The 20,761-nt window shown below is 72.4% G+C and carries 19 protein-coding genes; 10 read left to right on the top strand and 9 right to left on the bottom strand.

The features are described 5' to 3' along the window. Positions 1 to 7 precede the first annotated feature (7 nt). Positions 8 to 1,321 (bottom strand): esterase/lipase family protein, encoded by a 1,314-nt coding sequence (locus tag BUE29_RS02280; protein WP_084180615.1) that lies wholly within the window; start codon positions 1,319 to 1,321, stop codon positions 8 to 10. 83 nt (positions 1,322 to 1,404) lie between these two features. Continuing rightward, positions 1,405 to 2,958 carry a GAF domain-containing protein gene (locus BUE29_RS22985; RefSeq protein ID WP_073385358.1) on the bottom strand — a complete coding sequence of 518 codons (1,554 nt, stop codon included), beginning with the start codon at positions 2,956 to 2,958 and terminating at the stop codon, positions 1,405 to 1,407. A gap of 248 nt (positions 2,959 to 3,206) precedes the next feature. Here BUE29_RS22985 and BUE29_RS02270 point away from each other — a divergent pair, with 248 nt between their 5' ends. Next, positions 3,207 to 4,649 (top strand): NAD-dependent succinate-semialdehyde dehydrogenase, encoded by a 1,443-nt coding sequence (locus BUE29_RS02270; protein ID WP_073385355.1) that lies wholly within the window; start codon positions 3,207 to 3,209, stop codon positions 4,647 to 4,649. A 223-nt stretch (positions 4,650 to 4,872) separates the two neighbouring features. After that, the gene (locus tag BUE29_RS02265; protein WP_143167936.1) at positions 4,873 to 5,730 is read left to right on the top strand and encodes a hypothetical protein; all 858 of its coding nucleotides are present in this window, start codon (positions 4,873 to 4,875) and stop codon (positions 5,728 to 5,730) included. Positions 5,731 to 5,768: 38 nt separating this feature from the next. On the opposite strand, the gene BUE29_RS02260 is transcribed toward BUE29_RS02265, so the two are convergent. Beyond that, positions 5,769 to 6,470 carry an IclR family transcriptional regulator gene (locus BUE29_RS02260; protein ID WP_073385349.1) on the bottom strand — a complete coding sequence of 234 codons (702 nt, stop codon included), beginning with the start codon at positions 6,468 to 6,470 and terminating at the stop codon, positions 5,769 to 5,771. 78 nt (positions 6,471 to 6,548) lie between these two features. On the opposite strand from BUE29_RS02260, the gene leuC reads away from it, so the two are divergent. From leuC to BUE29_RS23335, 3 genes are all read left to right on the top strand, one after another. Further along, positions 6,549 to 7,961 (top strand): 3-isopropylmalate dehydratase large subunit, encoded by a 1,413-nt coding sequence (gene leuC / locus BUE29_RS02255; protein WP_073386840.1) that lies wholly within the window; start codon positions 6,549 to 6,551, stop codon positions 7,959 to 7,961. A gap of 29 nt (positions 7,962 to 7,990) precedes the next feature. Then, on the top strand, positions 7,991 to 8,584 hold the full coding sequence (gene leuD / locus BUE29_RS02250) for a 3-isopropylmalate dehydratase small subunit (protein ID WP_073385346.1): 594 nt from the start codon (positions 7,991 to 7,993) through the stop codon (positions 8,582 to 8,584). A 111-nt stretch (positions 8,585 to 8,695) separates the two neighbouring features. Next, positions 8,696 to 9,679, top strand: coding sequence for an HU family DNA-binding protein (locus tag BUE29_RS23335; RefSeq protein WP_268766564.1), 984 nt, complete (start codon positions 8,696 to 8,698; stop codon positions 9,677 to 9,679). 100 nt (positions 9,680 to 9,779) lie between these two features. On the opposite strand, the gene BUE29_RS02240 is transcribed toward BUE29_RS23335, so the two are convergent. The 3 genes from BUE29_RS02240 to cofC are packed head-to-tail and all read right to left on the bottom strand — an operon-like array spanning position 9,780 to position 13,533. Beyond that, positions 9,780 to 10,673 (bottom strand): NUDIX hydrolase, encoded by an 894-nt coding sequence (locus tag BUE29_RS02240; protein WP_073385341.1) that lies wholly within the window; start codon positions 10,671 to 10,673, stop codon positions 9,780 to 9,782. A 2-nt stretch (positions 10,674 to 10,675) separates the two neighbouring features. Then, positions 10,676 to 12,820 carry an RNA degradosome polyphosphate kinase gene (locus tag BUE29_RS02235; protein WP_084180613.1) on the bottom strand — a complete coding sequence of 715 codons (2,145 nt, stop codon included), beginning with the start codon at positions 12,818 to 12,820 and terminating at the stop codon, positions 10,676 to 10,678. Continuing rightward, positions 12,817 to 13,533 carry a 2-phospho-L-lactate guanylyltransferase gene (gene cofC / locus BUE29_RS02230; RefSeq protein ID WP_234971313.1) on the bottom strand — a complete coding sequence of 239 codons (717 nt, stop codon included), beginning with the start codon at positions 13,531 to 13,533 and terminating at the stop codon, positions 12,817 to 12,819. The genes BUE29_RS02235 and cofC overlap by 4 nt, the downstream gene beginning before the upstream one ends. Before the next feature lie 99 nt (positions 13,534 to 13,632). Here cofC and BUE29_RS02225 point away from each other — a divergent pair, with 99 nt between their 5' ends. The 4 genes from BUE29_RS02225 (at position 13,633) to BUE29_RS02210 (ending at position 17,564) form a co-directional block, all read left to right on the top strand. Beyond that, on the top strand, positions 13,633 to 14,397 hold the full coding sequence (locus tag BUE29_RS02225) for a lysophospholipid acyltransferase family protein (protein ID WP_200800003.1): 765 nt from the start codon (positions 13,633 to 13,635) through the stop codon (positions 14,395 to 14,397). Continuing rightward, on the top strand, positions 14,394 to 15,395 hold the full coding sequence (locus BUE29_RS02220; protein ID WP_073385333.1) for an NAD(P)H-dependent glycerol-3-phosphate dehydrogenase: 1,002 nt from the start codon (positions 14,394 to 14,396) through the stop codon (positions 15,393 to 15,395). Before BUE29_RS02225 ends, BUE29_RS02220 begins: the two co-directional genes overlap by 4 nt. A gap of 67 nt (positions 15,396 to 15,462) precedes the next feature. Next, positions 15,463 to 16,542, top strand: coding sequence for a D-alanine--D-alanine ligase family protein (locus BUE29_RS02215; protein WP_073385331.1), 1,080 nt, complete (start codon positions 15,463 to 15,465; stop codon positions 16,540 to 16,542). A gap of 2 nt (positions 16,543 to 16,544) precedes the next feature. Beyond that, positions 16,545 to 17,564 carry a hypothetical protein gene (locus BUE29_RS02210; protein ID WP_073385329.1) on the top strand — a complete coding sequence of 340 codons (1,020 nt, stop codon included), beginning with the start codon at positions 16,545 to 16,547 and terminating at the stop codon, positions 17,562 to 17,564. Positions 17,565 to 17,626: 62 nt separating this feature from the next. Here BUE29_RS02210 and BUE29_RS02205 read toward each other — a convergent pair whose 3' ends face one another. Together BUE29_RS02205 and BUE29_RS02200 are read right to left on the bottom strand one after the other, a co-directional pair. Continuing rightward, a complete protein-coding gene (locus BUE29_RS02205; RefSeq protein WP_073385327.1) occupies positions 17,627 to 18,001 on the bottom strand; it encodes a DUF3037 domain-containing protein in 375 nt (124 codons plus the stop codon). Next, complete coding sequence (locus tag BUE29_RS02200) at positions 17,998 to 18,828, bottom strand: HipA family kinase (RefSeq protein ID WP_073385325.1); 831 nt, start codon at positions 18,826 to 18,828, stop codon at positions 17,998 to 18,000. Before BUE29_RS02200 ends, BUE29_RS02205 begins: the two co-directional genes overlap by 4 nt. Positions 18,829 to 18,914: 86 nt before the next feature. On the opposite strand from BUE29_RS02200, the gene BUE29_RS02195 reads away from it, so the two are divergent. Further along, positions 18,915 to 20,342: a M1 family metallopeptidase gene (locus tag BUE29_RS02195; protein WP_200800002.1), complete on the top strand. Its 1,428-nt coding sequence runs from the start codon at positions 18,915 to 18,917 to the stop codon at positions 20,340 to 20,342. A 6-nt stretch (positions 20,343 to 20,348) separates the two neighbouring features. Here the strand turns inward: BUE29_RS02195 and BUE29_RS02190 are convergent, their stop codons facing one another. Further along, entirely contained in the window at positions 20,349 to 20,723 is a 375-nt protein-coding gene (locus BUE29_RS02190; RefSeq protein ID WP_073385323.1) for a glyoxalase superfamily protein, read from the bottom strand. Positions 20,724 to 20,761 lie beyond the last annotated feature (38 nt).

Here is a 20,761-nt window from a genome sequence, read left to right as displayed (position 1 = left end):
CCTTCGATCAGGTCCTCGGTCGAGACGACCGTGACCGACGCCGCTCACCGCTCGTCGTCCGCGGGGAGTCGACCGGGGCGGCGGCGCCGTCGCCCCCGGCGAGCCAGCCCCGCACCTTGTCGTAGACCGTCGCGTCGGCGAGCAGGTCGAAGTGGTGCTTGCCCCCGGCGATCGTGTGGGAGCGGTCGGCTTCGAACGCGATGGAGCGGACCGCCCCCACGCCGTGCGCGCTGCCGTGCTGCACGAGCAGGTCGTGGGCGAAGATCCCGTCGGGCTCGCGCGACAGCGTCGCCGACACCATGGAGTAGGCGACGCCGGGCACGAGCGAGGCCGGCGTGCAGTTGTCGGTCGGGTCGTCGGCCTCGAAGTCGAGCCAGTCGGCCTCGACGACGGAGCCGTGACGCAGGTCCTTGATCCCGACGCTGCGCTGGTTGAGCAGGGCGGCGAACGGGCGGGTCTCCGGCCGGCGGGCGAGCCGGTGCGTCCCGCGGTTGACGTAGCGCTCGAGCGGTGCCCCGAGGTGGGGCGTGCCGAGGCCGACGATGTGGCGCAGTCGCCCGACCCAGGCGTGGCCGAGCTCGTGCCCCTGGTGTGCCGCGCTGCGCGCGACCAGACCGCCGAGCGAGTGGCCGATCAGCGCGATCTCGGTGACGCGGACCGGCCACCCCGCCACCAGCTCCTCGAGCTGCTCGGCGAACTCGAGGCCGTTGCCGGAGATGTGCAGGCCGGTGTTGAAGTTCACGTAGAGCGGCGTCCAGCCGTCGTCGTCGTGCAGCTTGGAGCCGTACGTGGCGGTGCGGTCGCCCCACCGCCGCTCCGCGGCCCAGGACCAGCAGAGGTCGGACTCGCACAGCCCGTGCACGAAGACGACGAGGCGGCCGCCGACCGGGACGCTCGCCGAGCGGGCGTCGTGGGCGACGTTGCCGGCGACGCGCCGCAGCGGGCCGCTGCCGAGCCGCATGCGCATCTGCGGGGCGACCGCGGCGGACTCGACGGCCATCCGGTCGCCGACGATGCCGCTGATCGCGCCGAGCACCGAACGGCCGGTGCGGTGGTCGTGGACGGACTCCGCCGTCGGGTCCTGCACCGCGCCCGCGATCATCCCGACGGCGGGCGGCAGGTACCTCACCCCGAGACGGGTGCTGCCGTAGGCGATCGCGGCGATGCCGTCGTGCGCCAGCTTGATAGCCGCGCCCGGCCGACCGGCGAGCCCGAACAACCGGTCGGCCACGGCCCGGTGGACGTCGCGCGCGGTGCCCGCGACCTCGTGCAGCGTGGTTCCGGCGAGCGTGCCCGCGTCCCGCATCTCGTCCTTGCGCACCGCAACCCCCGTCCACCGTGGCCAGTCCTGCCACAGTGCACAGTCGTGCACTGAGATGCAAGTCGCCGCGGGGCGGTGTGGTGTCAGTCGCGCTCGAACGCCGTGGCCATCTCGGCCTGCGTCGCCAGGATGTCGGCGATGCGCAGCTGGATGGAGTCCAGCTCGGTCATGGTCTCCAGCGTGCCCGTGATGCCCTCGGACACCGAGCGGCTGCTCTGCTGGATGCCCGCCACCTGCTCCGAGACGCGAGTCGTGGCACGGGCGGTCTCGTTGGCGAGCTCCTTCACCTCGCCGGCGACGACCGCGAAGCCCTTGCCCGCCTCGCCGGCCCGCGCCGACTCGATCGTCGCGTTGAGCGCGAGCAGGTTCGTCTGGTTCGCGATGTCGGAGATGATCTTGATGACGTCGCCGATCGCGGTCGAGGCCTGCCGCAGCTGCTGCACCTCTTCGCTCATGGCGTTCGCGCGGGCGCTCGCCTGGGCGGCGACCGAGTCGGCCTCGGCCGAGGCGGCACGCATGTCGTGGACGGTCTGCAGCAGGTCCTGCGCCCGATGCGCGTCGGTCTCGACCCGCTTGAGCACCGCGAGCCGCTGCGAGACGAGCTGACCGACGTTGCTCAACGCCGAGGCGCGCGAGGGAGACAGGTCGATCATCTCGCTGGTGAAGAAGTCCATCGTCCCGATGACCTTGCCGTTGACCATGATCGGGAAGCACACGCCGGAGCGGACGCCCGCGCGCTGCGCGGCGGGTGCGCGCACGCAGTCGGTGAGCTCGGCGAGGTCCTTGACGAAGTACAGCTTGCGGGTCTGCCACGCCCGGCCGGAGAGCCCGACGCCCTCGGCGAACGACGCGGCCAGCGTGACGCGGCGGAACTCGTCGCCGGCCGAGCCCGACTCCATCTTGAACCGCAGCACGTTGTCGGCCTCGTCGAGCGCCCAGTAGGAGCCGTACGCCCAGCCGAATGCGCTGCGCACCGTCTCGAGGCCGGCCCGCAGGGCGGAGTCGACGTCGTTGACCTCGCCGATGCGGTCGACGACCTTGGTGACGGCCGAGCGGTCGTTGATGGTCTGCTCGAGCTCGGCGGCGGCGACGGCCTGCCGCCGGGCCAGGGCGGCGATGCGCGACAGCGAGCGCCACTTCTCGGCCCGGGGGCCGAAGAACGGCAGCTCGTCGCGGCTGTAGTACTCGAAGACCGCGACGACGGCGTCGCCCTCCACGATCGGCACGGTGGCGCCGAAGTTCATGCCGGCCCGCTTGGCGGTCTGCCAGCGCTCGCAGTGCAGGGCGTCGGCGGTCGCGTCGGAGCGCACCGCGTCCTTGGTGCGGACCGCGTCGCCGAGCAGCCCGTCCGTCGGCTCGAGCGTGTTGCCCGGTCGGATGACGGTGCTGAGCGTGCCGACCAGCTCGCCGGTCTCTGCCGTCAGCCGGAAGCGGCCGTCGGGGCGGCGGTCCCATGCGGCGCCGTAGGAGAGGTTGAGGGCCTCGGACAGCGTCTCGACGATGACCCGGCTGGCCTCCTCGCCGCCGGCGACCCCGCGGTCGAGCCGGTCGAGCACCTGCTCGACGGCCTCGACGTCCCGTGGCTGTTCGACGCTCGCGGTCGTGGTCTCGATCCGCCGGTTACGCAGCTTGTGCATCGTTTCTCCGCTGTGGCCTGGTACGGACCCAATGCCGGTCCTCGTACCAGTCATCGGCCCGGCCCGCGGGAAGCTGAGTGCGCACGATGATCATCGTCCGGCAAACGCACCGCCAGGCCGGTATCGGACGATCCGGGCACGGAGGGGCAGCGACCGGGCAGCCGGGAGCACATCACGGTGACGTTTCGGGCCGGGTGGGGGTGGGCACGACACGACATGACCCGATCGACGAGAACGAAGGTGCAGCGATGACCCTCCCTGCCGGCACGCCGACCCAGCTGTACGTCGACGGCGAATGGCGCGACGGAGCGAACGGCACCTTCGACGTCCTCGACCCGTCGACCGGCGCGGTCGTCGCAGCGGTCGCCAAGGCCGGCGACGCCGACGTGGACGACGCGATCGCGGCGGCCGCCGCCGCGCATCCGGGATGGGCGGCGAAGGCGCCGCGCGAACGCGCGGAGGTGCTGCGCAAGGCGTTCGAGCTGATGACCGCGCGCAGCGAGGACATCGCCTACCTGATGTCGCTCGAGATGGGCAAGTCGTTGACGGACTCCCGGGCGGAGGTGACGTACGCCGCCGAGTTCTTCCGGTGGTACTCGGAGGAGGCCGTTCGCGTGGGCGGCGAGGTACGGACGTCGCCGTCGGGAGCGAACCGGATCGTCACGTTCAAGAAGCCGTTCGGCGTCGCGCTGCTGCTGACGCCGTGGAACTTCCCGGCGGCGATGGCGACCCGCAAGCTGGCCCCGGCACTCGCCGCCGGCTGCGCGGTCGTGCTCAAGCCGGCCGAGGACACCCCGCTGACCGCGCTCGTGCTGGCGCAGGTGCTGACCGACGCCGGCGCGCCGGCCGGCGTGGTCAATGTGATCACCAGTGACGTGCCCGGCCCCGTCGTGGAGCGCGCCCTGGCCGACGGCCGGGTGCGCAAGCTGTCGTTCACCGGCTCCACCGGGGTGGGCAGCCTGCTGCTCAAGCAGGCCGCCGACCGCGTCGTGGACTCCTCGATGGAGCTCGGCGGCAACGACCCGTTCCTCGTCCTCGACGACGCCGACCTCGACGCCGCGGTCGAGGGTGCGATGCTCGCGAAGATGCGCAACGGTGGGCAGGCGTGCACCGCGGCCAACCGCTTCCTCGTCGCGGAGTCCGTCGCGGCCGAGTTCGCCACGAAGCTCGCCGCGAAGATGGGCGAGCTGACGCTCGGCGCCGGCACCGACGAGTCGACCAAGCTCGGCCCGATGGTGAACGCCAAGCAGCAGGCCGGGATCGCGGACAAGGTCACGCGCACCGTCGACGCCGGCGCCACCGTCGTCCTGGGTGGGTCGACGCCCGAACGCGCCGGCTTCTTCTACGAGGCCACCGTGCTCACCGACGTGCCGCGTGACTCGGCCGCCGCGACGGAGGAGATCTTCGGTCCTGTCGCGCCCATCATCACGGTGCGCGACGACGAGGACGCGATCGCCGTCGCCAACGGCTCGGAGATGGGGCTGACCGGCTACGTCTACACCCGCGACCTCGCGCGCGGCCTGCGTGTCAGCGAGAAGCTCGAGGTCGGCATGGTCGGGCTCAACCGCGGCATCGTCAGCGACCCCGCCGCGCCCTTCGGCGGCGTCAAACAATCCGGCCTCGGCCGCGAGGGCGGCTTCGAGGGCATCGAGGAGTACCTGGAGACCACCTACGTCGCCACGTCCTGGTGACCTGACCCGGCCGTTCCTTCTCGCCGTGCCCCTTCGCCGAGTGGTCGGTCAGGATGCCGAGTGGTCGCAGAAAGCGCGACCACTCGGCGCCTGAGCGACCACTCGGCGAAGGGGGAGCACTTGTCGAGTCATCGGTGCCGCCACGCCTGTGGACGACGGGCGGCCGTCCACACCCGGTCCGGTGGGCTCGCGCCCGGCTGCGCGGAGCGGCACCGTCGCCCCCGTGACGACGACGCAGGAATGGTGGGACCTCCTCGCGCGCTGCACCGCGGTGCTGGCGGCGTGCGGAGACGAGTCCGCGGTGTGCCTGACGACCGCGGGGCGACTGCACCGCTACTGGCTGCCGGGATTCGACGACGACCTACACGTCGCGGTCGCCGAACCGCTTCGGCCGGGTCACGCGATGCTGCGTAGTCGGCGCGCGGACGTCCGCGCCCACCGGCGCCAGCTCGTCGAGGGTGACGTGGTCGTGCTCCACGGCGTGCCGGTGACCTCGCCCGCCCGTACCTGGGTCGACCTCGCGCCGTTGTTGTCGCTGCCGGCCCTCGTCGCGGCGGGGGACAGCGCGCTGCGCGCCGGCACCACCGCGGCCGAGCTCGAGGCCGCCGTGCGACGTAGCGTGGGCGGTCGGGGTGTGCGCCGCGCGCGGACGGCACTGCCGCTGCTGGACGCGCGATCGCGATCACGCCCGGAGAGTCACCTGCGAATCGCCGCATCGGCGCCGGATCTGCCGAGGTGGGACGTCAACGTCCCGGTGCACCGCGGCGACGGCGGCTGGCTCGCCGAACCGGACCTCTCGCTGGCTGCGGCGAAGATCGCGCTCGAGTATCAGGGCGGCGATCACGCGCGCCTCGATCGGATGCGCCGCGACATCACCCGATCGGCCGACCTGCGGGCAGAGGGCTGGCTGGAGCTGCAGTACGGCCCGGCGGAGGTGTTCGCGCGGCCCTGGCAGATCGGCCCGGAGCTGCGCGCGATCGTCCGGCGACGTCGCCCCGAGCTGTTGGGGCACCGTCCCCGTCTTCGAGTGGTCGATCAGGACGGCGAGTGGTCACCGAAACAGCGACCACTCGGCGCGTGAGCGACCACTCGGCGGAATGGGGACGGGGTGGGAGGTGGTCAACCGGCGAGCGCGAGGGTGATGCGACGGGCCCCGGCGGTGAGCAGCGGCCCGAGCCGCTGACCGGGGGAGCGGCCGAGCCGCTCGATCGGGCCGGAGGTCGAGATGGCGGCGAGCAGTTCGCCGTCCGCCGAGAGCACCGGGGCCGAGACGGAGGCGACGCCGGCCTCGCGCTGCCCCACCGACTGCGCCCACCCGCGGCGGCGCACGTCGGCCAGCGCCCGCGGCGTGAACTCGGCCAGGTCGAGCACGCCCGCGAGCGACGCGGGGTCGGCCCAGGCGCACAGCACCTGGGCACCCGAGCCCGCGGTGAGCGGCAGCCGGCTGCCGACGGGCACGGTGGTGCGCAGGCCCGAGCTGCGTTCGGCCGCGGCGACGCAGACTCGCTCCGCGCCGTCGCGCCGGTAGAGCTGCGTGCTCTCGCCGCACTCGTCACGCAGCCAGGCGAGGACGGGCGCCGCGGCGGACACGACCGGATCGGGCAGGGCCGCGGCGAGCTCGCCGACCCGCGGGCCGAGCACGAAGCGGCCCTCGGTGTCGCGCGCGAGCAGGCGATGCGCCTCGAGCGCGACGGCGAGCCGGTGCGCGGTGGCGCGGGGCACCCCGGTGACGTCGACGAGCTCGGCGAGCGCACGCGGGGCGTCGGCCACCGAGGCCAGGATGCCGACCGCCTTGTCGACGACACCGATACCGCTCTGCACCGGATCACTGTTAGGCTGTCCCACACAGCGATACTATTGTCTCGAATAATGAGACGCAAGCGCACCTCGGAGGTCGACATGGGCAAGACGCTCGCGGAGAAGGTCTGGGACAGTCACGTGGTCCGCTCGGCCCCGGGCGAGCCCGATCTGCTCTACATCGACATGCACCTCATCCACGAGGTCACCAGCCCGCAGGCGTTCGAGGGGCTGCGCCTCGCCGGACGGCCGGTGCGCCGACCCGACCTCACGCTGGCGACCGAGGATCACAACACTCCCACCGACTACACCCTGCCCCTGGTCGGCACGCAGGCCATCGCCGACGAGGTGAGCCGCACGCAGATCGAGACGCTGCGGCACAACTGCGAAGAGTTCGGCGTGCGCATCTACCCGATGGGCGACGCCGAGCAGGGCATCGTCCACGTCATCGGGCCGCAGCTGGGCATCACCCAGCCGGGCATGACGATGGTCTGCGGCGACTCGCACACGTCCACGCATGGTGCGTTCGGCGCCATCGCGTTCGGCATCGGCACCAGTCAGGTCGAGCACGTCCTCGCCACGCAGACGCTGCCCATGGATCGTCCCAGGACGATGGCCGTCACCGTGAACGGCGAGCTCGCCGACGGCGTCACGCCCAAGGACGTCATCCTCGCCGTCATCGCCCGCACCGGCACCGGCGGCGGCCAGGGCTACATGGTCGAGTACCGCGGCTCCACGTTCGAGGGCATGACCATGGAAGGCCGCATGACGGTCTGCAACATGAGCATCGAGTGGGGTGCGCGCTGCGGCATGATCGCCCCGGACGAGACGACCTTCGCGTACGTGAAGGACCGCGACCACGCCCCGAAGGGGGCAGACTGGGACGCCGCCGTCGAGTACTGGCGCAGCCTGCGTACCGACGACGACGCCGAGTTCGACGCCGAGATCGTGCTCGACGCCGCCGACATCACGCCGTTCGTCACCTGGGGGACGAACCCGGGTCAGGGCGCGCCGTTGTCGGCGAACGTGCCCGACCCGCGGAGCTTCGAGAACGACGACGACCGCCAGGCGGCCGAGAAGGCGCTCGCCTACATGGGGCTGACCGCGGGCACGCCGCTGCGCGACATCGCGGTCGACACCGTGTTCGTCGGGTCGTGCACCAACGGTCGGATCGAGGATTTGCGCGCAGCTGCGAAAATTCTCGACGGCCGCCGCGTCGCCGACGGCGTGCGGGTACTCGTGGTCCCCGGGTCGGTGCGGGTCCGCAGGCAGGCCGAGGACGAGGGGCTCGACAAGATCTTCGTCGCGGCCGGGGCGGATTGGCGGCAGGCCGGCTGCTCGATGTGTCTGGGCATGAACCCCGACCAGCTCGCACCGGGGGAGCGCAGCGCCTCCACGTCCAACCGCAACTTCGAGGGGCGGCAGGGCAAGGGCGGCCGGACGCACCTCGTGTCGCCGCTCGTCGCGGCCGCGACCGCCGTCACCGGCCACCTCGCCAGTCCGGCCGACCTCTAGCCACCGACGACCCGAGACGAGGACCAGCAATGGACACCTTCACCGTCCACACCGGTACCGCCGTGCCACTGCGCCGCAGCAACGTCGACACCGACCAGATCATCCCGGCCGTCTACCTCAAGCGCGTGACCCGCACCGGTTTCGAGGACGGCCTGTTCCACGCCTGGCGCACGAACGAGCCGGACTTCGTGCTGAACCAGTCGCGCTACGACGGCGCCACAATCCTGGTCGCGGGGCCCGACTTCGGCACCGGCAGCTCACGCGAGCACGCGGTTTGGGCCCTCAACGACTACGGCTTCAAGGTCGTCATCTCACCGCGCTTCGCCGACATCTTCCGCGGCAACTCGCTCAAGGCGGGTCTGCTCACCGTGCAGCTGCCGGAGAAAATCGTGCAGCGGTTGTGGGACGACATCGAGGAGGACCCGACCACCGAGGTGACCGTCGACCTCGTCGAGCGCAACGTCCGCTGGGCGGGCGAGATCCACGACTTCGAGCTGGACGACTACTCGCGCTGGCGGTTGCTGGAGGGCCTCGACGACATCGGGCTCACACTGCGGCACACCGACGCCGTCGACGCGTTCGAGACGCGGCGCAGCCGATGGCTCCCGACGGCGAAGGTCTGACCTTTTCCTTGTGAGACAGGCGGTTCGCGTTGTTCGACGCGCCCTGACGGCCTAGCGTGACGATCGGACGAGACCACGATTGGTCGAGCGAACCGGTCCCCGGGAGGACTAGTGCCCAACAAGGCTCAATTCGTCGACATGCTTGCCGAGCGTCTCGACGGTGACAAGAAGCGTGCGGCCGCCGCCCTCGACGCGGTCATCGACAGCGTCTACGCGGCAGTGGCGCGGGGCGAGAAGGTCGCGATCACCGGCTTCGGCGTGTTCGAGCGCCGGGACCGCGCGGCGCGCACCGCGCGTAACCCCGCGACCGGCGAGCAGGTGAGCGTCGCGGCCTCGCGCGTCCCGGCCTTCCGCCCCGGCAGCGAGTTCCGGCAGGTGGCCGGCGGCGCGACCGAGGTCCTGCGGGAGCGCTCCGAGCGCACCCAGGCGGCGGTGACGCGGGCCTACGAGTCGGCACGGGAGGCGCCCTCGCGGGCCGCCGCGGTCGTGAAGGACGCGCAGTCCGTGCTGCAGGACGCGCAGGAGCGTGCGTCGACGGCGGTGCAGGACGCGGTCGAGGCCGTGCGCGAGGCGCCGGCCAACATTGTGGCCGCGGTGCGCAAGTCGCCGTCGGTGAAGCGCGCGGCCAAGAAGGCGCAGGCGGCCTCGGCGGCGCCGGCCAAGGCGGCCAAGAAGTCGGCCGCCCGCAAGCTGGCGTCCTCGTCGAGCGGGCCGGCGACCAAGTCCGCCGCGGGTTCCGCGCTGGGCAGTGGCGCGCCGGTCACGAAGGCCGCGAAGAAGGCCGCGAAGAAGGCCGCGAAGAAGGCCGCGAAGAAGGCACCCGCCAAGAAGGCCGCAGCGAAGAAGGCGCCGGCGACGAAGGCCGCCGCGAAGAAGGCGCCGGCCAAGAAGGCGCCGGCCAAGAAGGCGCCGGCCAAGAAGGCGCCGGCCAAGAAGGCCGCCGCGAAGAAGGCGCCGGCGAAGAAGGCGGCGGCCAAGAAGCTCGCGGCGAAGAAGTCCTCGCCTGCGGTCAAGAAGGCGGCGGCCAAGACCCTGGCGAGCGGCTCTCCGGCCCGCAAGGCGGCGAAGAAGGCCCCGGCGAAGAAGCGCGCGTAACGACGCGCACCGCCACTACGACGAGGGCGTCCGACCGCGGCCGATCAGGTCGGGATCGGACGCCCTCGGCCGTCCCCGCCGAGCGTCGGTGCGATGCCGCTCAGCGCGACGCGTGCGGGTAGTAGTCCGCGGCCGAGACGACCCCGTCGACGGTCGAGAGCACCCAGGCGGCGCCCTTCTTGGTCTCGACGTCGCCGAGCCACGGTGCCACGGCGGCGAGCAGGCCGGGGATCGCGGACCCCTGGCTGCAGACGACGGTGACCCGTCCGGGCCGGGCCAGGGCGAGCAGGGCGTGTTCGGCCGCGATCGGCGCGGCGGCGAAGTCGTCGTCGGAGAACGCGGGGTCGACCGCCACCTGCACGCCGAGAGCCTCGGCCAGCGGGGTCACCGTCTGCACGCAGCGGACGGGGTCGGCCGAGAGCACGCGGTCGGGCACGAACCGGGTGAGGAACTCGACGAGCCGCCCGGCCTGCTCGACCCCCGTGGCGTCGAGCGGGCGCTGCGCGTCGTCGCCCCGCCACTCGCTGCGCTTGCCCGCCTTGGCGTGCCGGACGAGCACCACCGTCGAGTCGGGCAACGGCGTCGCGTCGTACTCGTCGAGCACCCGGCGCTCGACCTCGTAGCTCAGCTGCGCCGCCGCGGCCTTGGGGGCGAGCCACTGCACGGCGTCGACCTCGTCCGACGGCGTGAAGGTGCCGTCGACGTGGCGCATGACCCAATAGGCGACGGTCTTGCTCGTCGCGCCGGCGGCGTCGGCGACCTCGCCGTAGGTGTACTCGACGCGCGTCAGCCGCCGCGACACCGCGACGGTCGAACCGAGCTCCTCGCCCACCTCGCGCACGGCGGCCGCGAGCTCGCTCTCGCCCCGTTCGAGCTTGCCCTTGGGCAGCGACCAGTCGTCGTAGCGAGGTCGGTGCACGACGGCGAGCTCGACCTGCCCGTCGCGGACCCGCCAGACGACGCCGCCGGCGGCCCGGACCACGTCGGAGGCCATCGTCACTCGCCGCGGTCGGCGAGCCGCTTGGTCAGCAGCTCCTGGAAGTCGCGGCCGGTGGCGGAGTGCTTCCAGCTGCCGTCGGGCTGCAGGTCCCAGGCCGCGGTGTTCTCGTCGAACGCGGCGTCCAGACAGCTCTGCAGGTGCGCCCGGGCGCTGCGGTCGGCGACCTGGCACAGCACCTCGACGCGGCGGTCGAGGTTGCGGTGCATCAGGTCGGCGGACCCCATCCAGTACTCGGGTGACCCGTCACCGCCGAAGTAGTAGATGCGCGAGTGCTCCAGGAACCGGCCCAGGATCGAGCGGGTCCGGATGTTGTCCGAGAGGCCGGGGACGCCGGCGCGGATGGTGCAGAAGGTGCGGACGAGCAGTTCGACCCGCACCCCCGCGCGGGATGCGCGGTACAGCGCGTCGATCGTCTGCTCGTCGACGAGATGGTTCGTCTTGAAGCGGATCAGCGCGTCCTTGCCCGCCTTCGCGTGCTCGATCTCGCGCTCGATGCGCTCGATGAGGCCGGCACGGATGCCCTGCGGCGCGACGAGCAGCGACCGGTAGTCGGTCTGGCGGGAGTAGCCGGTGAGCACGTTGAACAGGTCGGTGAGGTCGGCACAGACGTCGGGATCGGCGGTGAACAGCCCGAGGTCCTCGTACATCCGCGCGGTCTTGGGGTTGTAGTTGCCGGTGCCGACGTGCGCGTAGCGGCGGATCTGGTTGCCCTCCTGGCGCACCACCAGCGCGGTCTTGCAGTGGGTCTTCAGCCCGACGAAGCCGTACACGACGTGGCAGCCCGCACGTTCGAGCGCCCTGGCCCACTTGATGTTGGCCTGCTCGTCGAAGCGCGCCTTGATCTCCACCAGCGCCACGACCTGCTTGCCCGCCTCGGCGGCGTCGATGAGCGCGTCGACGACGGGGGAGTCGCCGGAGGTGCGGTACAGCGTCTGCTTGATGGCGAGGACGCGCGGATCGGCGGCGGCCTGTTCGATGAAGCGTTGCGTGCTGGTCGCGAAGGACTCGTAGGGATGGTGGACCAGCACGTCGCCGTCGCGCAGGGTCGCGAAGACCGACTTCGGCGTCTCGCCCTCGGCGAAGCGCGGATTCGTCGTCGGGACGAACGGCCGCTCCTTGAGGTTGGGTCGGTCGATGTCGTAGATCTGGTGCAGCGATCCGAGGTCGAGCAGGCCGGGGACGCGGATCACGTCGTCGCGATCGACGTCGATCTCGCTGGCGAGCAGGTCGACGACCTCGTCGTCGATGTCGTCGGTGACCTCGAGCCGGACGGCGGGGCCGAAACGCCGGCGGACGAGCTCGCGTTCGAGGGCCTGCAGAAGGTCCTCGTCGCGATCCTCCTCGACCTCGAAGTCGGCGTTGCGGGTGACCCGGAAGACGTGGTGCTCGACGACCTCCATCCCGGGGAAGAGCATCGACAGGTGCGCCGCGATGAGGTCCTCCAGCGGCAGGTACTCCGCCTCGACGGCACTCTGGGACACCACCACGAAGCGCGGGACGTTGTTGGGCACCTTGACCCGCGCGAAGCGCTGCACCTGCTCGTCGGGGTCGCGCACGAGCACGGCGAGGTTGAGCGACAGGCCGGAGATGTAGGGGAACGGGTGGGACGGGTCGACCGCGAGCGGGGTCAGCACGGGGAAGACCTTCGCCTGGAAGTACTCGGCCAACCGGCCGCGTTCCTCGTCGTCGAGGTCGTCCCAGCGGCGGACGTGGATGCCCTCGGCCTCGAGTCGCGGCGTGACCTCGTCGCGGAAGCAGCGGGCGTGGCGCTCGACGAGCTCGCGCGTCCGGTCGGCGAGCGCGGCGAGGACGAGGCGGGGGGACAGCCCGTCGGCCGACTGCACCTGCAACCCCATGTCCGACCGTCGCTTCAGCCCGGCGACGCGCACCATGTAGAACTCGTCGAGGTTGCTGGCGAAGATGGCGAGGAACTTCAGCCGCTCCAGCAGCGGTTGCGCGTCGTCCTCGGCGAGGGCGAGCACGCGGGCGTTGAAGGCGAGCCAGGACAGCTCGCGGTTGCTGAAGCGGTCGTCGGGCAGGTCGTCGACGTGCGTGACCTCGGCGTCCATGTCGCCGTCGGGGACCGCGTCCGTCGGGTCGAGGGCGGCGACGGCGCTGGGCAGTGCGGACTCCGTGGTCATTCGCCGATCATGCCAAGACAAGTTGAACGGACCGTGACGTCGGTGTCGGTCGAGACGGGGCCGGCAGTGGTGCCGGCAGCGGTGGTGTCGGTGGCGTCGAGGACCGCGGCGGTGGCCGGCCCGACGCCGAGGTCTGTCGCCGCGCCGCGGAGGTCGGCCGCGGTGTCGACGTCGCGCCGCAGGCCCGGACCGGCGACGAGCGGCCGGGCGTGGCGGGCGTGGCGGGCGGCCGAGCCCCCACCGAACTCCGGTCGCAGCGGGTGCCCCGGCGCCGCGGTGAGCAGCGTGGTGCCGACCCCGTCGGCGTCGGGGACGAATCCGGTCCCGGCGCCGGCGGTGGCCAGCACCTCGGCGAGCTCCTCGGGGCGCAGTGCGGGCAGATCGCCGACGAGCACGGCCAGGCCGTCGTCGGGCCAGCGTTCCGCCGCGTGCTCGGCGGCGTCGCGCACCGCGCCGTTCAGGCCCGGACGGGTCTGCACCAGGCGCTCGCCGACCCCGCCGGGCCGGTCCGGCGCGCCCGCCGCGGCGGTGACGTCGCGGTCGGTCACGAGCAGCACGCGGGCCACGCCGTCGGCCGCCGCGGCCGCCGCCACGGTGTCGGCGCGGATCGCCTCGACCAGTCGCCGGTGCGCGGCGGCGTCGACGCTCATCGGGGCGAGCCGCGACTTCGCCGCCGGGAGTGACTTCGCCGGGATGACAACCGTCCAGCGCATGGTTACGAGCATACGAACTGCCATGGGGCAGACTGCACGGCGAAGACGCGGACCGACACGGACGTACGGCGGCACCGCGAACGAAGGAGAGGGTGGTCAGTGCCGAAGCTGGAGAAGCGACGCGGACCCGGCCACGGGGAGCCGATGGGCCCGGGCTGGCGTTTCGTGTGGCTCGTGCTCTACTACCCGGTCTCGGCGCTGTTCCGGTTGCGCTACCGGCACATCGACCGGCTGCCCAAGCAGGGGCCGGTCATCGTCGTCGTCAACCACGTCTCGCACGTCGATCCCTTCCTGGTCTCGAAGTTCGTGCTGGACGCGGGCCGGGTGCCGCGCTTCCTGGCCAAGGAGTCGATCTTCGCGGTGCCCGCCGTCGGGTGGGGCATGCGGATCATGGGCCACATCCCGGTTCGCCGCGGCACGACCGATGCGCGGCAGTCGCTCGCGGCCGCGACCCGGGCGCTGAACGAGGGCAAGGTCATCGTGCTGCATCCGGAGGGCACGGTCACCCGCGACCCGGACGGGTGGCCGATGGCCGGCAAGGCCGGTGCCGCGCGGCTGGCGATGCTCGCGCCCGACGTGCCCGTGGTCCCCGTCGCCCAGTGGGGCGTCCAGGAGCAGGTCGACCTGTACCACAAGAAGATCAAGCTCTTCCCGCGGCCGAAGCACGTCTTGTCCGTCGGGGAGCCGATCGACCTCGGCGACTTCCGCGGGGAGGAGCCGACGCCGCGGGTGCTGCGCGAGATCACCGACGTCATCATGCGGCGGCTGCGCGTCGACGTCGCCGAGCTGCGTGACCGTCCCGCGCCCGACGGCGAGCTGTTCCACTGGACGCGCGCCGGCGAGAGTCGCGGCGACGTGGCATGACCCGCGCCGCCGTCCTCGGGGCCGGATCCTGGGGGACAGCGTTCGCCAAGGTGCTGGTCGACGCCGGCAACGACGTCACGCTCTGGGCGCGCCGCGACGAGCTCGCGACCCGCATCAACGCCGAGCACCGCAACGAGGACTACCTGCCCGGGGTCGAGCTGCCGGCCGAGCTCGTCGCCACCCACGACCCCGTCGCGGCCGTCCGTGACGCCGACCTGGTCGCCATCGCCATCCCCTCGCAGACCCTGCGCGAGAACCTCGCGGTGTGGGCGGCGGACCTGCCGGCGGACGCGACCCTCGTCAGCCTGATGAAGGGGGTCGAGCTCGGCTCGACCAAGCGCATGAGCGAGGTGATCGTCGAGGTCGCGGGGGTGCCGGCCGACCGGGTCGCGGTCGTGAGCGGACCCAACCTGGCCCTCGAGATCGCCCAGCGGCACCCCACCGCGACGGTCGTCGCCTGCGCGGACGACACCCGGGCGATCGAGGTGCAGAAGCTGTGCGGCACGCCCTACTTCCGGCCGTACACGAACACCGACGTCATCGGGTGCGAGCTCGGCGGCGCGGTCAAGAACGTCATCGCGCTCGCGTGCGGCATCGCCCAGGGCATGCGCTTCGGCGACAACACGCTCGCCTCGATCATCACCCGGGGCCTGGCCGAGACGGCGCGTCTCGGTGAACGGCTCGGCGCCGACCCGGTGACGTTCGCGGGGCTGGCCGGCCTCGGCGACCTCGTCGCGACGTGCAACTCGCCGCTGTCGCGCAACCGCTCGTTCGGCGAACGGCTCGGTCGCGGGGAGTCGCTCGACCAGGCCCAGGAGGCCACGCACGGGCAGGTGGCCGAGGGCGTGAAGTCGTGCCGCGGGGTGCTCGAGCTCGCGCGCCACCACGACATCGACGTCCCCATCACCGCCGCCGTCGAGGCGGTCTGCTTCCGCGGGCTGACCCCGGCCCAGATGCTCGAGCTGCTGATGTCACGCTCGATGAAGTCCGAGAGCTGAGCCGACCACGGCGCGCTGCCGTGTCGCGCGGCGTGCAAGAGCCGCGACGTCCCGGCCGGTAGGGTCGCTGCTCGTGGGCAGCCGCATCCGGGTCGCCGTCGTGTACGGCGGGCGCAGCAGCGAGCACGGGATCTCGGTCGTCTCGGCCGGAAGCGTGCTGGCCGCCCTCGACCCCGAGCGCTACGACGTCGTTCCCGTCGGCATCACGCCGGCCGGGAAGTGGGTGCTCACCGACGCGTCGGCCGAGACCCTGGCGATCACCGGCCGCACGCTGCCCGAGGTCGACAAGGGCACCGCCGTCGTGCTGGCGCAGGACCCCGACGCGCCGCGCCTCGTCCCGCTGGAGGCCGGCGCCGCCGTCGAGACGCTGGGGTCGGTGGACGTCGTCTTCCCCGTCCTGCACGGTCGTTTCGGCGAGGACGGCACCATCCAGGGCCTGCTGGAGATGGCGGGCGTGCCCTACGTCGGGCCCGGTGTCTTCGCGAGCGCCGCCGGCATGGACAAGGAGTTCACCAAGATCCTGCTGCGGGCCGCGGGCCTGGACGTCGGCGAGTTCGCGGTCCTGCGGCGTGGCCGGCCCTACTCGGCGGTGGACCTGCACCACCTCGGCCTGCCGGTGTTCGTCAAGCCCGCGCGGGCGGGGTCGAGCGTCGGCATCACCCGCGTGGACGACTGGGCGGCCCTCGACGACGCCGTGGCCACCGCGTTCGGCCACGACGACAAGGTGTTGGTCGAGGCCGCCGTCAGCGGGCGGGAGATCGAGTGCGGCGTGCTCGAGGACGACGCCGGGGCCCCCCACGCGAGCGTCCCGGCCGAGATCCGGCTGCGTCCGGGGCACGACTGGTACGACTTCGACGCCAAGTACCTCGACGACGCATGCGACTTCGACATCCCGGCCCGGCTTGCGGACGAGCTCACCGCGGAGATCCGCAACGCGGCGTGCCGCGCGTTCACCGCGCTCGACTGCGCCGGCCTGGCGCGGGTCGACTTCTTCCTCGCCGGCGAGCGCGTCGTCGTCAACGAGGTCAACACCATGCCCGGCTTCACCCCGATCTCGCTGTTCCCGCGGGTGTGGGCGGCGTCCGGCGTCGACTACCCGACCCTCGTCGACCGGTTGATCGCCGCCGCCCTGCGCCGCGCCGCCTGAGGATGGCCGACGACGCTGCGTCCATCGGGTGGCCGGAGCTCATCGTGCTCATGGGCTTCGGCGACGACGGCGGTGGCATGCGTGGCACGTTCCACGTCCGCGAGACGACGCAGCTGGACGACGACATCGACATCGGGGACGAGGACGTCGAGGACGAGGACGTGTGGTGGGACCACGTCGAGACGCATCCGACGCTCGGTCGGCTGGCGGTGGTGGAGAACCACGGTCGGCTGACGGTCCAGGGCGACTCGCATCGCCTCGAGTCAATGTCGGGGCAGCCCTGGCTGATCGAGACGCCGGACGACCGGTGGCTCGTCGCACCGGGCGGTGAGCAGGCTCGCCACGACGACAGGAGCCGTCTGTCGATCGGTTACACCGGCGGGTGGCCCGACGACCTCGTCGGCCGGCTGATGCCCAGCCGGTGGGAGGGCAACGACTTCACGAGATTGACCGGGCCCGCCACGCGGATCGAGTTCCTAGGGCGGCCGGCCTGGGCCTTCGAGCTGGCTGCGCCGCGGCACAAGCCGCACCCGCTGCAGCTGGTCGTCGACGCCGCGACCGGACGCGTGCTGTCCTACCGCAACGACGACTTCGGCAGCGTCACGGAGTGGACGTCGGTCGAGTTCGGGGTCGACCTGCCCCAGGACACCTTCCGCTGGACCGGCCCCGTGGTGGAGTTCGATCCCGACGCCGACGAGCCGGAGCCCGACGGCGACACGGCGTGGCGGGGAGACTGGCTCGCGTCGCACGGGCTCGCCGACGTGACCGTGCCGGTCGCCTTGGGACTGGAGCTGCGCGACGCGGACGACGCGGGCGCGTTCCACGCCGACTTCTTCGTGGAGCTCGACGGCGCGGTGCTGCGCCGTCCCGCATCGGACGAGCCGTGGCCGGCGGCCGACCAGCTGCGCTACGACGACGTCCGACGCTGGCGCGACGACGGGTGGGACTGGTGCCTCGCAACGTCCGTCGCGCTGACGGAGCCGCAGTTCGCGGCACTCCGCGGTCAGCTCTGCGTCACCTGACTCCGTCCGCTTTTGGCGGCTCAGCGCAGCATGCTGCGCTGAGCCGCCAAAAGCGGACGGAGTCAGCGCAGCACGAGCGTCCGCAGCAGCCGATCGGTCTCGACGTCCGGGCCCGCGGTGAGGCCGGTGTGGACCGGGCCGGGCTGCACCACGGTGCTGCGCGGCGCGGTGAGCCACCGGAAGCGCTGCCCGATGCGGTCGGCCGCCGCCGGCCCGTCCTCGCCGTCGCAGGTGCCGGCGAGCGCGGCCAGGGCGGCGTGCACGTCGGCAACGGGAGCGTCGGGGTCGAGCGCGCGCAGGCGCGCCTCGTCGAGGTGGACGGCCGCGCGCAGGTAGGCGTGTTCGGGGCAGTAGACGATGACGCCGGCGTTGACGAACTCCCCGCGTTCGACGCGGGGGACGACACGGATCACCGCGTACTCGAACGGGACCCTCATCGCAGCCACGCCGGCCGGGTGGTCGATCGGGCCGATGGCCGGGCCGCCCGTCGCGGCGCGGCGGCGGCCGTGTCGCGCAGCGGACCCAGCCACTGCTCCCGGGCGGCCAGCCGGGCCAGCACCGCGTCCACGTAGGCGGTGCGGACGGCGGCGGGGGAGGCGAAGCCGGGTTCGTCGCGGAGCCACTCGTCGGGCACGTCGGCCACGACCGAACGCAGCAGGTCCGCGTCGACGCGGGATGCGAGCTCGGCGTCCGCGGCCGCGACGTCGCCGCCCGCGCCGATCAGCGCGTGCTCGCTCGCGTCGTAGGGCCGGCCCGCGGCCGCCCCCGCCGAGGACCACCGGTGGTGGAAAGTGAGGCTCGCGCCGTGGTCGATGAGGTACGGCCGGCCGTGCCAGAACAGCAGGTTCGGGTTGCGCCAGGACCGGTCGACGTTGCCGACGAGCGCGTCGAACCACAGCACCCGGGCCGCGAGGTCGGCGTCGACGGCGAACGCGCCGGCGTCCAGGTCGAGCGCGCCGGGCAGGAAGTCGATGCCGAGGTTGCGGCCCGCGCTGGCGCGGAGCAGGTCCTGCACCTCCTCGTCCGGCTCGTTCGCCGCGAGCGCCGGGTCGAGGTCCACCGTGACCAGCCGGGGGACGGGCAGGCCGAGCGCGCGGGCGAGCTGGCCGGCCACGATCTCGGCGACCAGCGCCTTACGACCCTGGCCCGCCCCGACGTACTTGACGACGTAGACCCCGAGGTCGTCGGCCTCCATCAGCCCCGGCAGCGACCCGCCCTCGCGCAGCGGCGTCACGTACCGGGTCGCCACCACCTCCGCGAGCACCGACCGAGCCTACGGCGGGGGTTGACCACGGCTCACCGGGGGACGACTGTGGAGGATCCGACCAAACGCGACGAATGGATCCTGGCGTGAACCGAGCCTGGCGCCGTCTCACCGGCATCGCCGCCGGCGGACTGCTGACCGTGTCCCTCGTGCCGGCGGCCGCCGCCGCGCCCGCGACCGCCTCGCGGCACTTCACCCCCGGCGCGGCCGGGGTCGGCGACCCCTACTTCCCCGAGCTGGGCAACGGCGGCTTCGACGTCGAGCACTACGACCTGAACCTGGGCTACGTCCCCGCCGACAGGCAGCTGCGGGGTACGGCCACGATCCGTGCCCGGGCCACGCAGAACCTCTCCCGCTTCGACCTCGACCTGTCGGGCATGACCGTGCGGTCCGTCCGCGTCGACGGCGCCGCCGCCCGCTTCACCCGCGAGGACGAGGAGCTCGTCATCACGCCGCGGCACGGGCTTGTGCGGGGTGAGCACTTCGCCGTGACCGTCCGCTACGACGGCTCGCCGAAGACGATCACCGGCTCGCCGATCGTCTTCGGCGCCGACTACGGCTGGCAGTACACGAAGGACGGTGCGTTCGTCGGCGACGAGCCCAACGCCGCGCACACGTGGTTCCCGAGCAGCGACCACCCCAGCGACAAGGCGTCCTACACCTTCCGCGTCACGGTCCCGCAGGGGACGAAGGTGGTCGCGAACGGCGAGCTGCGGGCCGAGAACACCGTCGCGGCCGGCACCCGCTACGTCTGGAACGAGGTCAAGCCGATGGCCACGTACCTCGCCACCATCGACATCGGCCGGTGGAACTTCCGCAGCGGCCGCACCGCCGGCGGCATCTCCGAGCTGGTCGCCGTCGACCCCGACCTCGCGGCCAAGGCGCGTGACGCCCGCTTCTCCGAGACGACCGGCGAGATCACCGACTACTGGGCGAAGACCTTCGGCAAGTACCCGTTCACCTCCACCGGTGCCATCGTCGACAACCTGCCCAACGTCGGCTTCTCCCTCGAGACGCAGACCCGGCCGCTGTACGGCTCGGTCGTCGGCGTGGGCACGATCGCGCACGAGCTCTCGCACGAGTGGTTCGGCGACAGCGTGTCCGTCCGCACCTGGCGCGACATCTGGCTCAACGAGGGCTTCGCGACGTACGCGGCGTGGCTGTGGGCGGAGCACACGGGCGGCAGGACGGCCTACGCCAGCGCGAAGGCCGCCTACGACGGAGTCGCCGCGTCCTCGCCGTTCTGGAACCAGTCGATCGCCGATCCGCAGCGCGACACGATGTTCTCGAGCGCCGTCTACAACCGTGGCGGCATGACCCTCGCCGCCCTACAGCACCGCATCGGTGACACGGCCTTCTTCCGGCTGCTGCGGACGTGGACCGCCCAGCACCGCTACGGCAACGCGACCACGGCGCAGTTCACCCGGCTCGCCGAGCGGGTGTCCGGTCAGGACCTGGACGACTTCTTCCGCACCTGGCTCTGGGACAAGACCAAGCCCGCGACCTTCGGGTGAGCGGCCCTACGGGCTCGGTGACACCGGCTGCTGGATGTTCCAGGCGTTGCCGTCGGGGTCGCTGAAGTAGACGAAGCGACCCCAGGGCAGCTCCTCGACGTCGCTGACCGGCGCGCCGCGCGCACTGAGTTCGGCGTGCGCGGCGTCCGCGTCGGCGACGACCAGCTGCAGTCCCTCGAGCGATCCGGGCGTCATCGTCGTCAGGCCCTCGCCGATGCAGATCGAGCAGCCCGAGCCCGGGGGCGTCAGCTGGACGAAGCGCACGCCGTCCTGCAGCTGGTCGTCGTGATCGGGGACGAAGCCGAGCCTGTCCACGTAGAAGTCCTTCGCGGCGTCCACGTCGCTCACCGGCACGCAGACCAGCCCGAGTCGGTAGTCCATATCTCGTGCCTACCCGCTTTTGGCGGCTCAGCGCAGCA

This window comes from Jatrophihabitans endophyticus (genome assembly GCF_900129455.1).
Classification (GTDB): domain Bacteria; phylum Actinomycetota; class Actinomycetes; order Mycobacteriales; family Jatrophihabitantaceae; genus Jatrophihabitans; species Jatrophihabitans endophyticus.
The sequence above is the reverse complement of the archived record's forward strand: the minus strand, read 5'-3'. Positions and strand labels throughout refer to the sequence as shown.

Bases quoted from the DNA above. Each gene is read 5' to 3' on its own strand.
- BUE29_RS02240 (WP_073385341.1), bottom strand. From the start codon at position 10,673: ATGGCCTCCGACGTGGTCCGGGCCGCCGGCGGCGTCGTCTGGCGGGTC.
- leuD (WP_073385346.1), top strand. From the start codon at position 7,991: ATGGACACCTTCACCGTCCACACCGGTACCGCCGTGCCACTGCGCCGC.
- BUE29_RS02190 (WP_073385323.1), bottom strand. From the start codon at position 20,723: ATGGACTACCGACTCGGGCTGGTCTGCGTGCCGGTGAGCGACGTGGAC.
- BUE29_RS02205 (WP_073385327.1), bottom strand. From the start codon at position 18,001: ATGAGGGTCCCGTTCGAGTACGCGGTGATCCGTGTCGTCCCCCGCGTC.
- cofC (WP_234971313.1), bottom strand. From the start codon at position 13,533: ATGCGCTGGACGGTTGTCATCCCGGCGAAGTCACTCCCGGCGGCGAAG.
- BUE29_RS02210 (WP_073385329.1), top strand. From the start codon at position 16,545: ATGGCCGACGACGCTGCGTCCATCGGGTGGCCGGAGCTCATCGTGCTC.
- BUE29_RS02220 (WP_073385333.1), top strand. From the start codon at position 14,394: ATGACCCGCGCCGCCGTCCTCGGGGCCGGATCCTGGGGGACAGCGTTC.
- BUE29_RS02235 (WP_084180613.1), bottom strand. From the start codon at position 12,820: ATGACCACGGAGTCCGCACTGCCCAGCGCCGTCGCCGCCCTCGACCCG.
- BUE29_RS22985 (WP_073385358.1), bottom strand. From the start codon at position 2,958: ATGCACAAGCTGCGTAACCGGCGGATCGAGACCACGACCGCGAGCGTC.
- leuC (WP_073386840.1), top strand. From the start codon at position 6,549: ATGGGCAAGACGCTCGCGGAGAAGGTCTGGGACAGTCACGTGGTCCGC.
- BUE29_RS02270 (WP_073385355.1), top strand. From the start codon at position 3,207: ATGACCCTCCCTGCCGGCACGCCGACCCAGCTGTACGTCGACGGCGAA.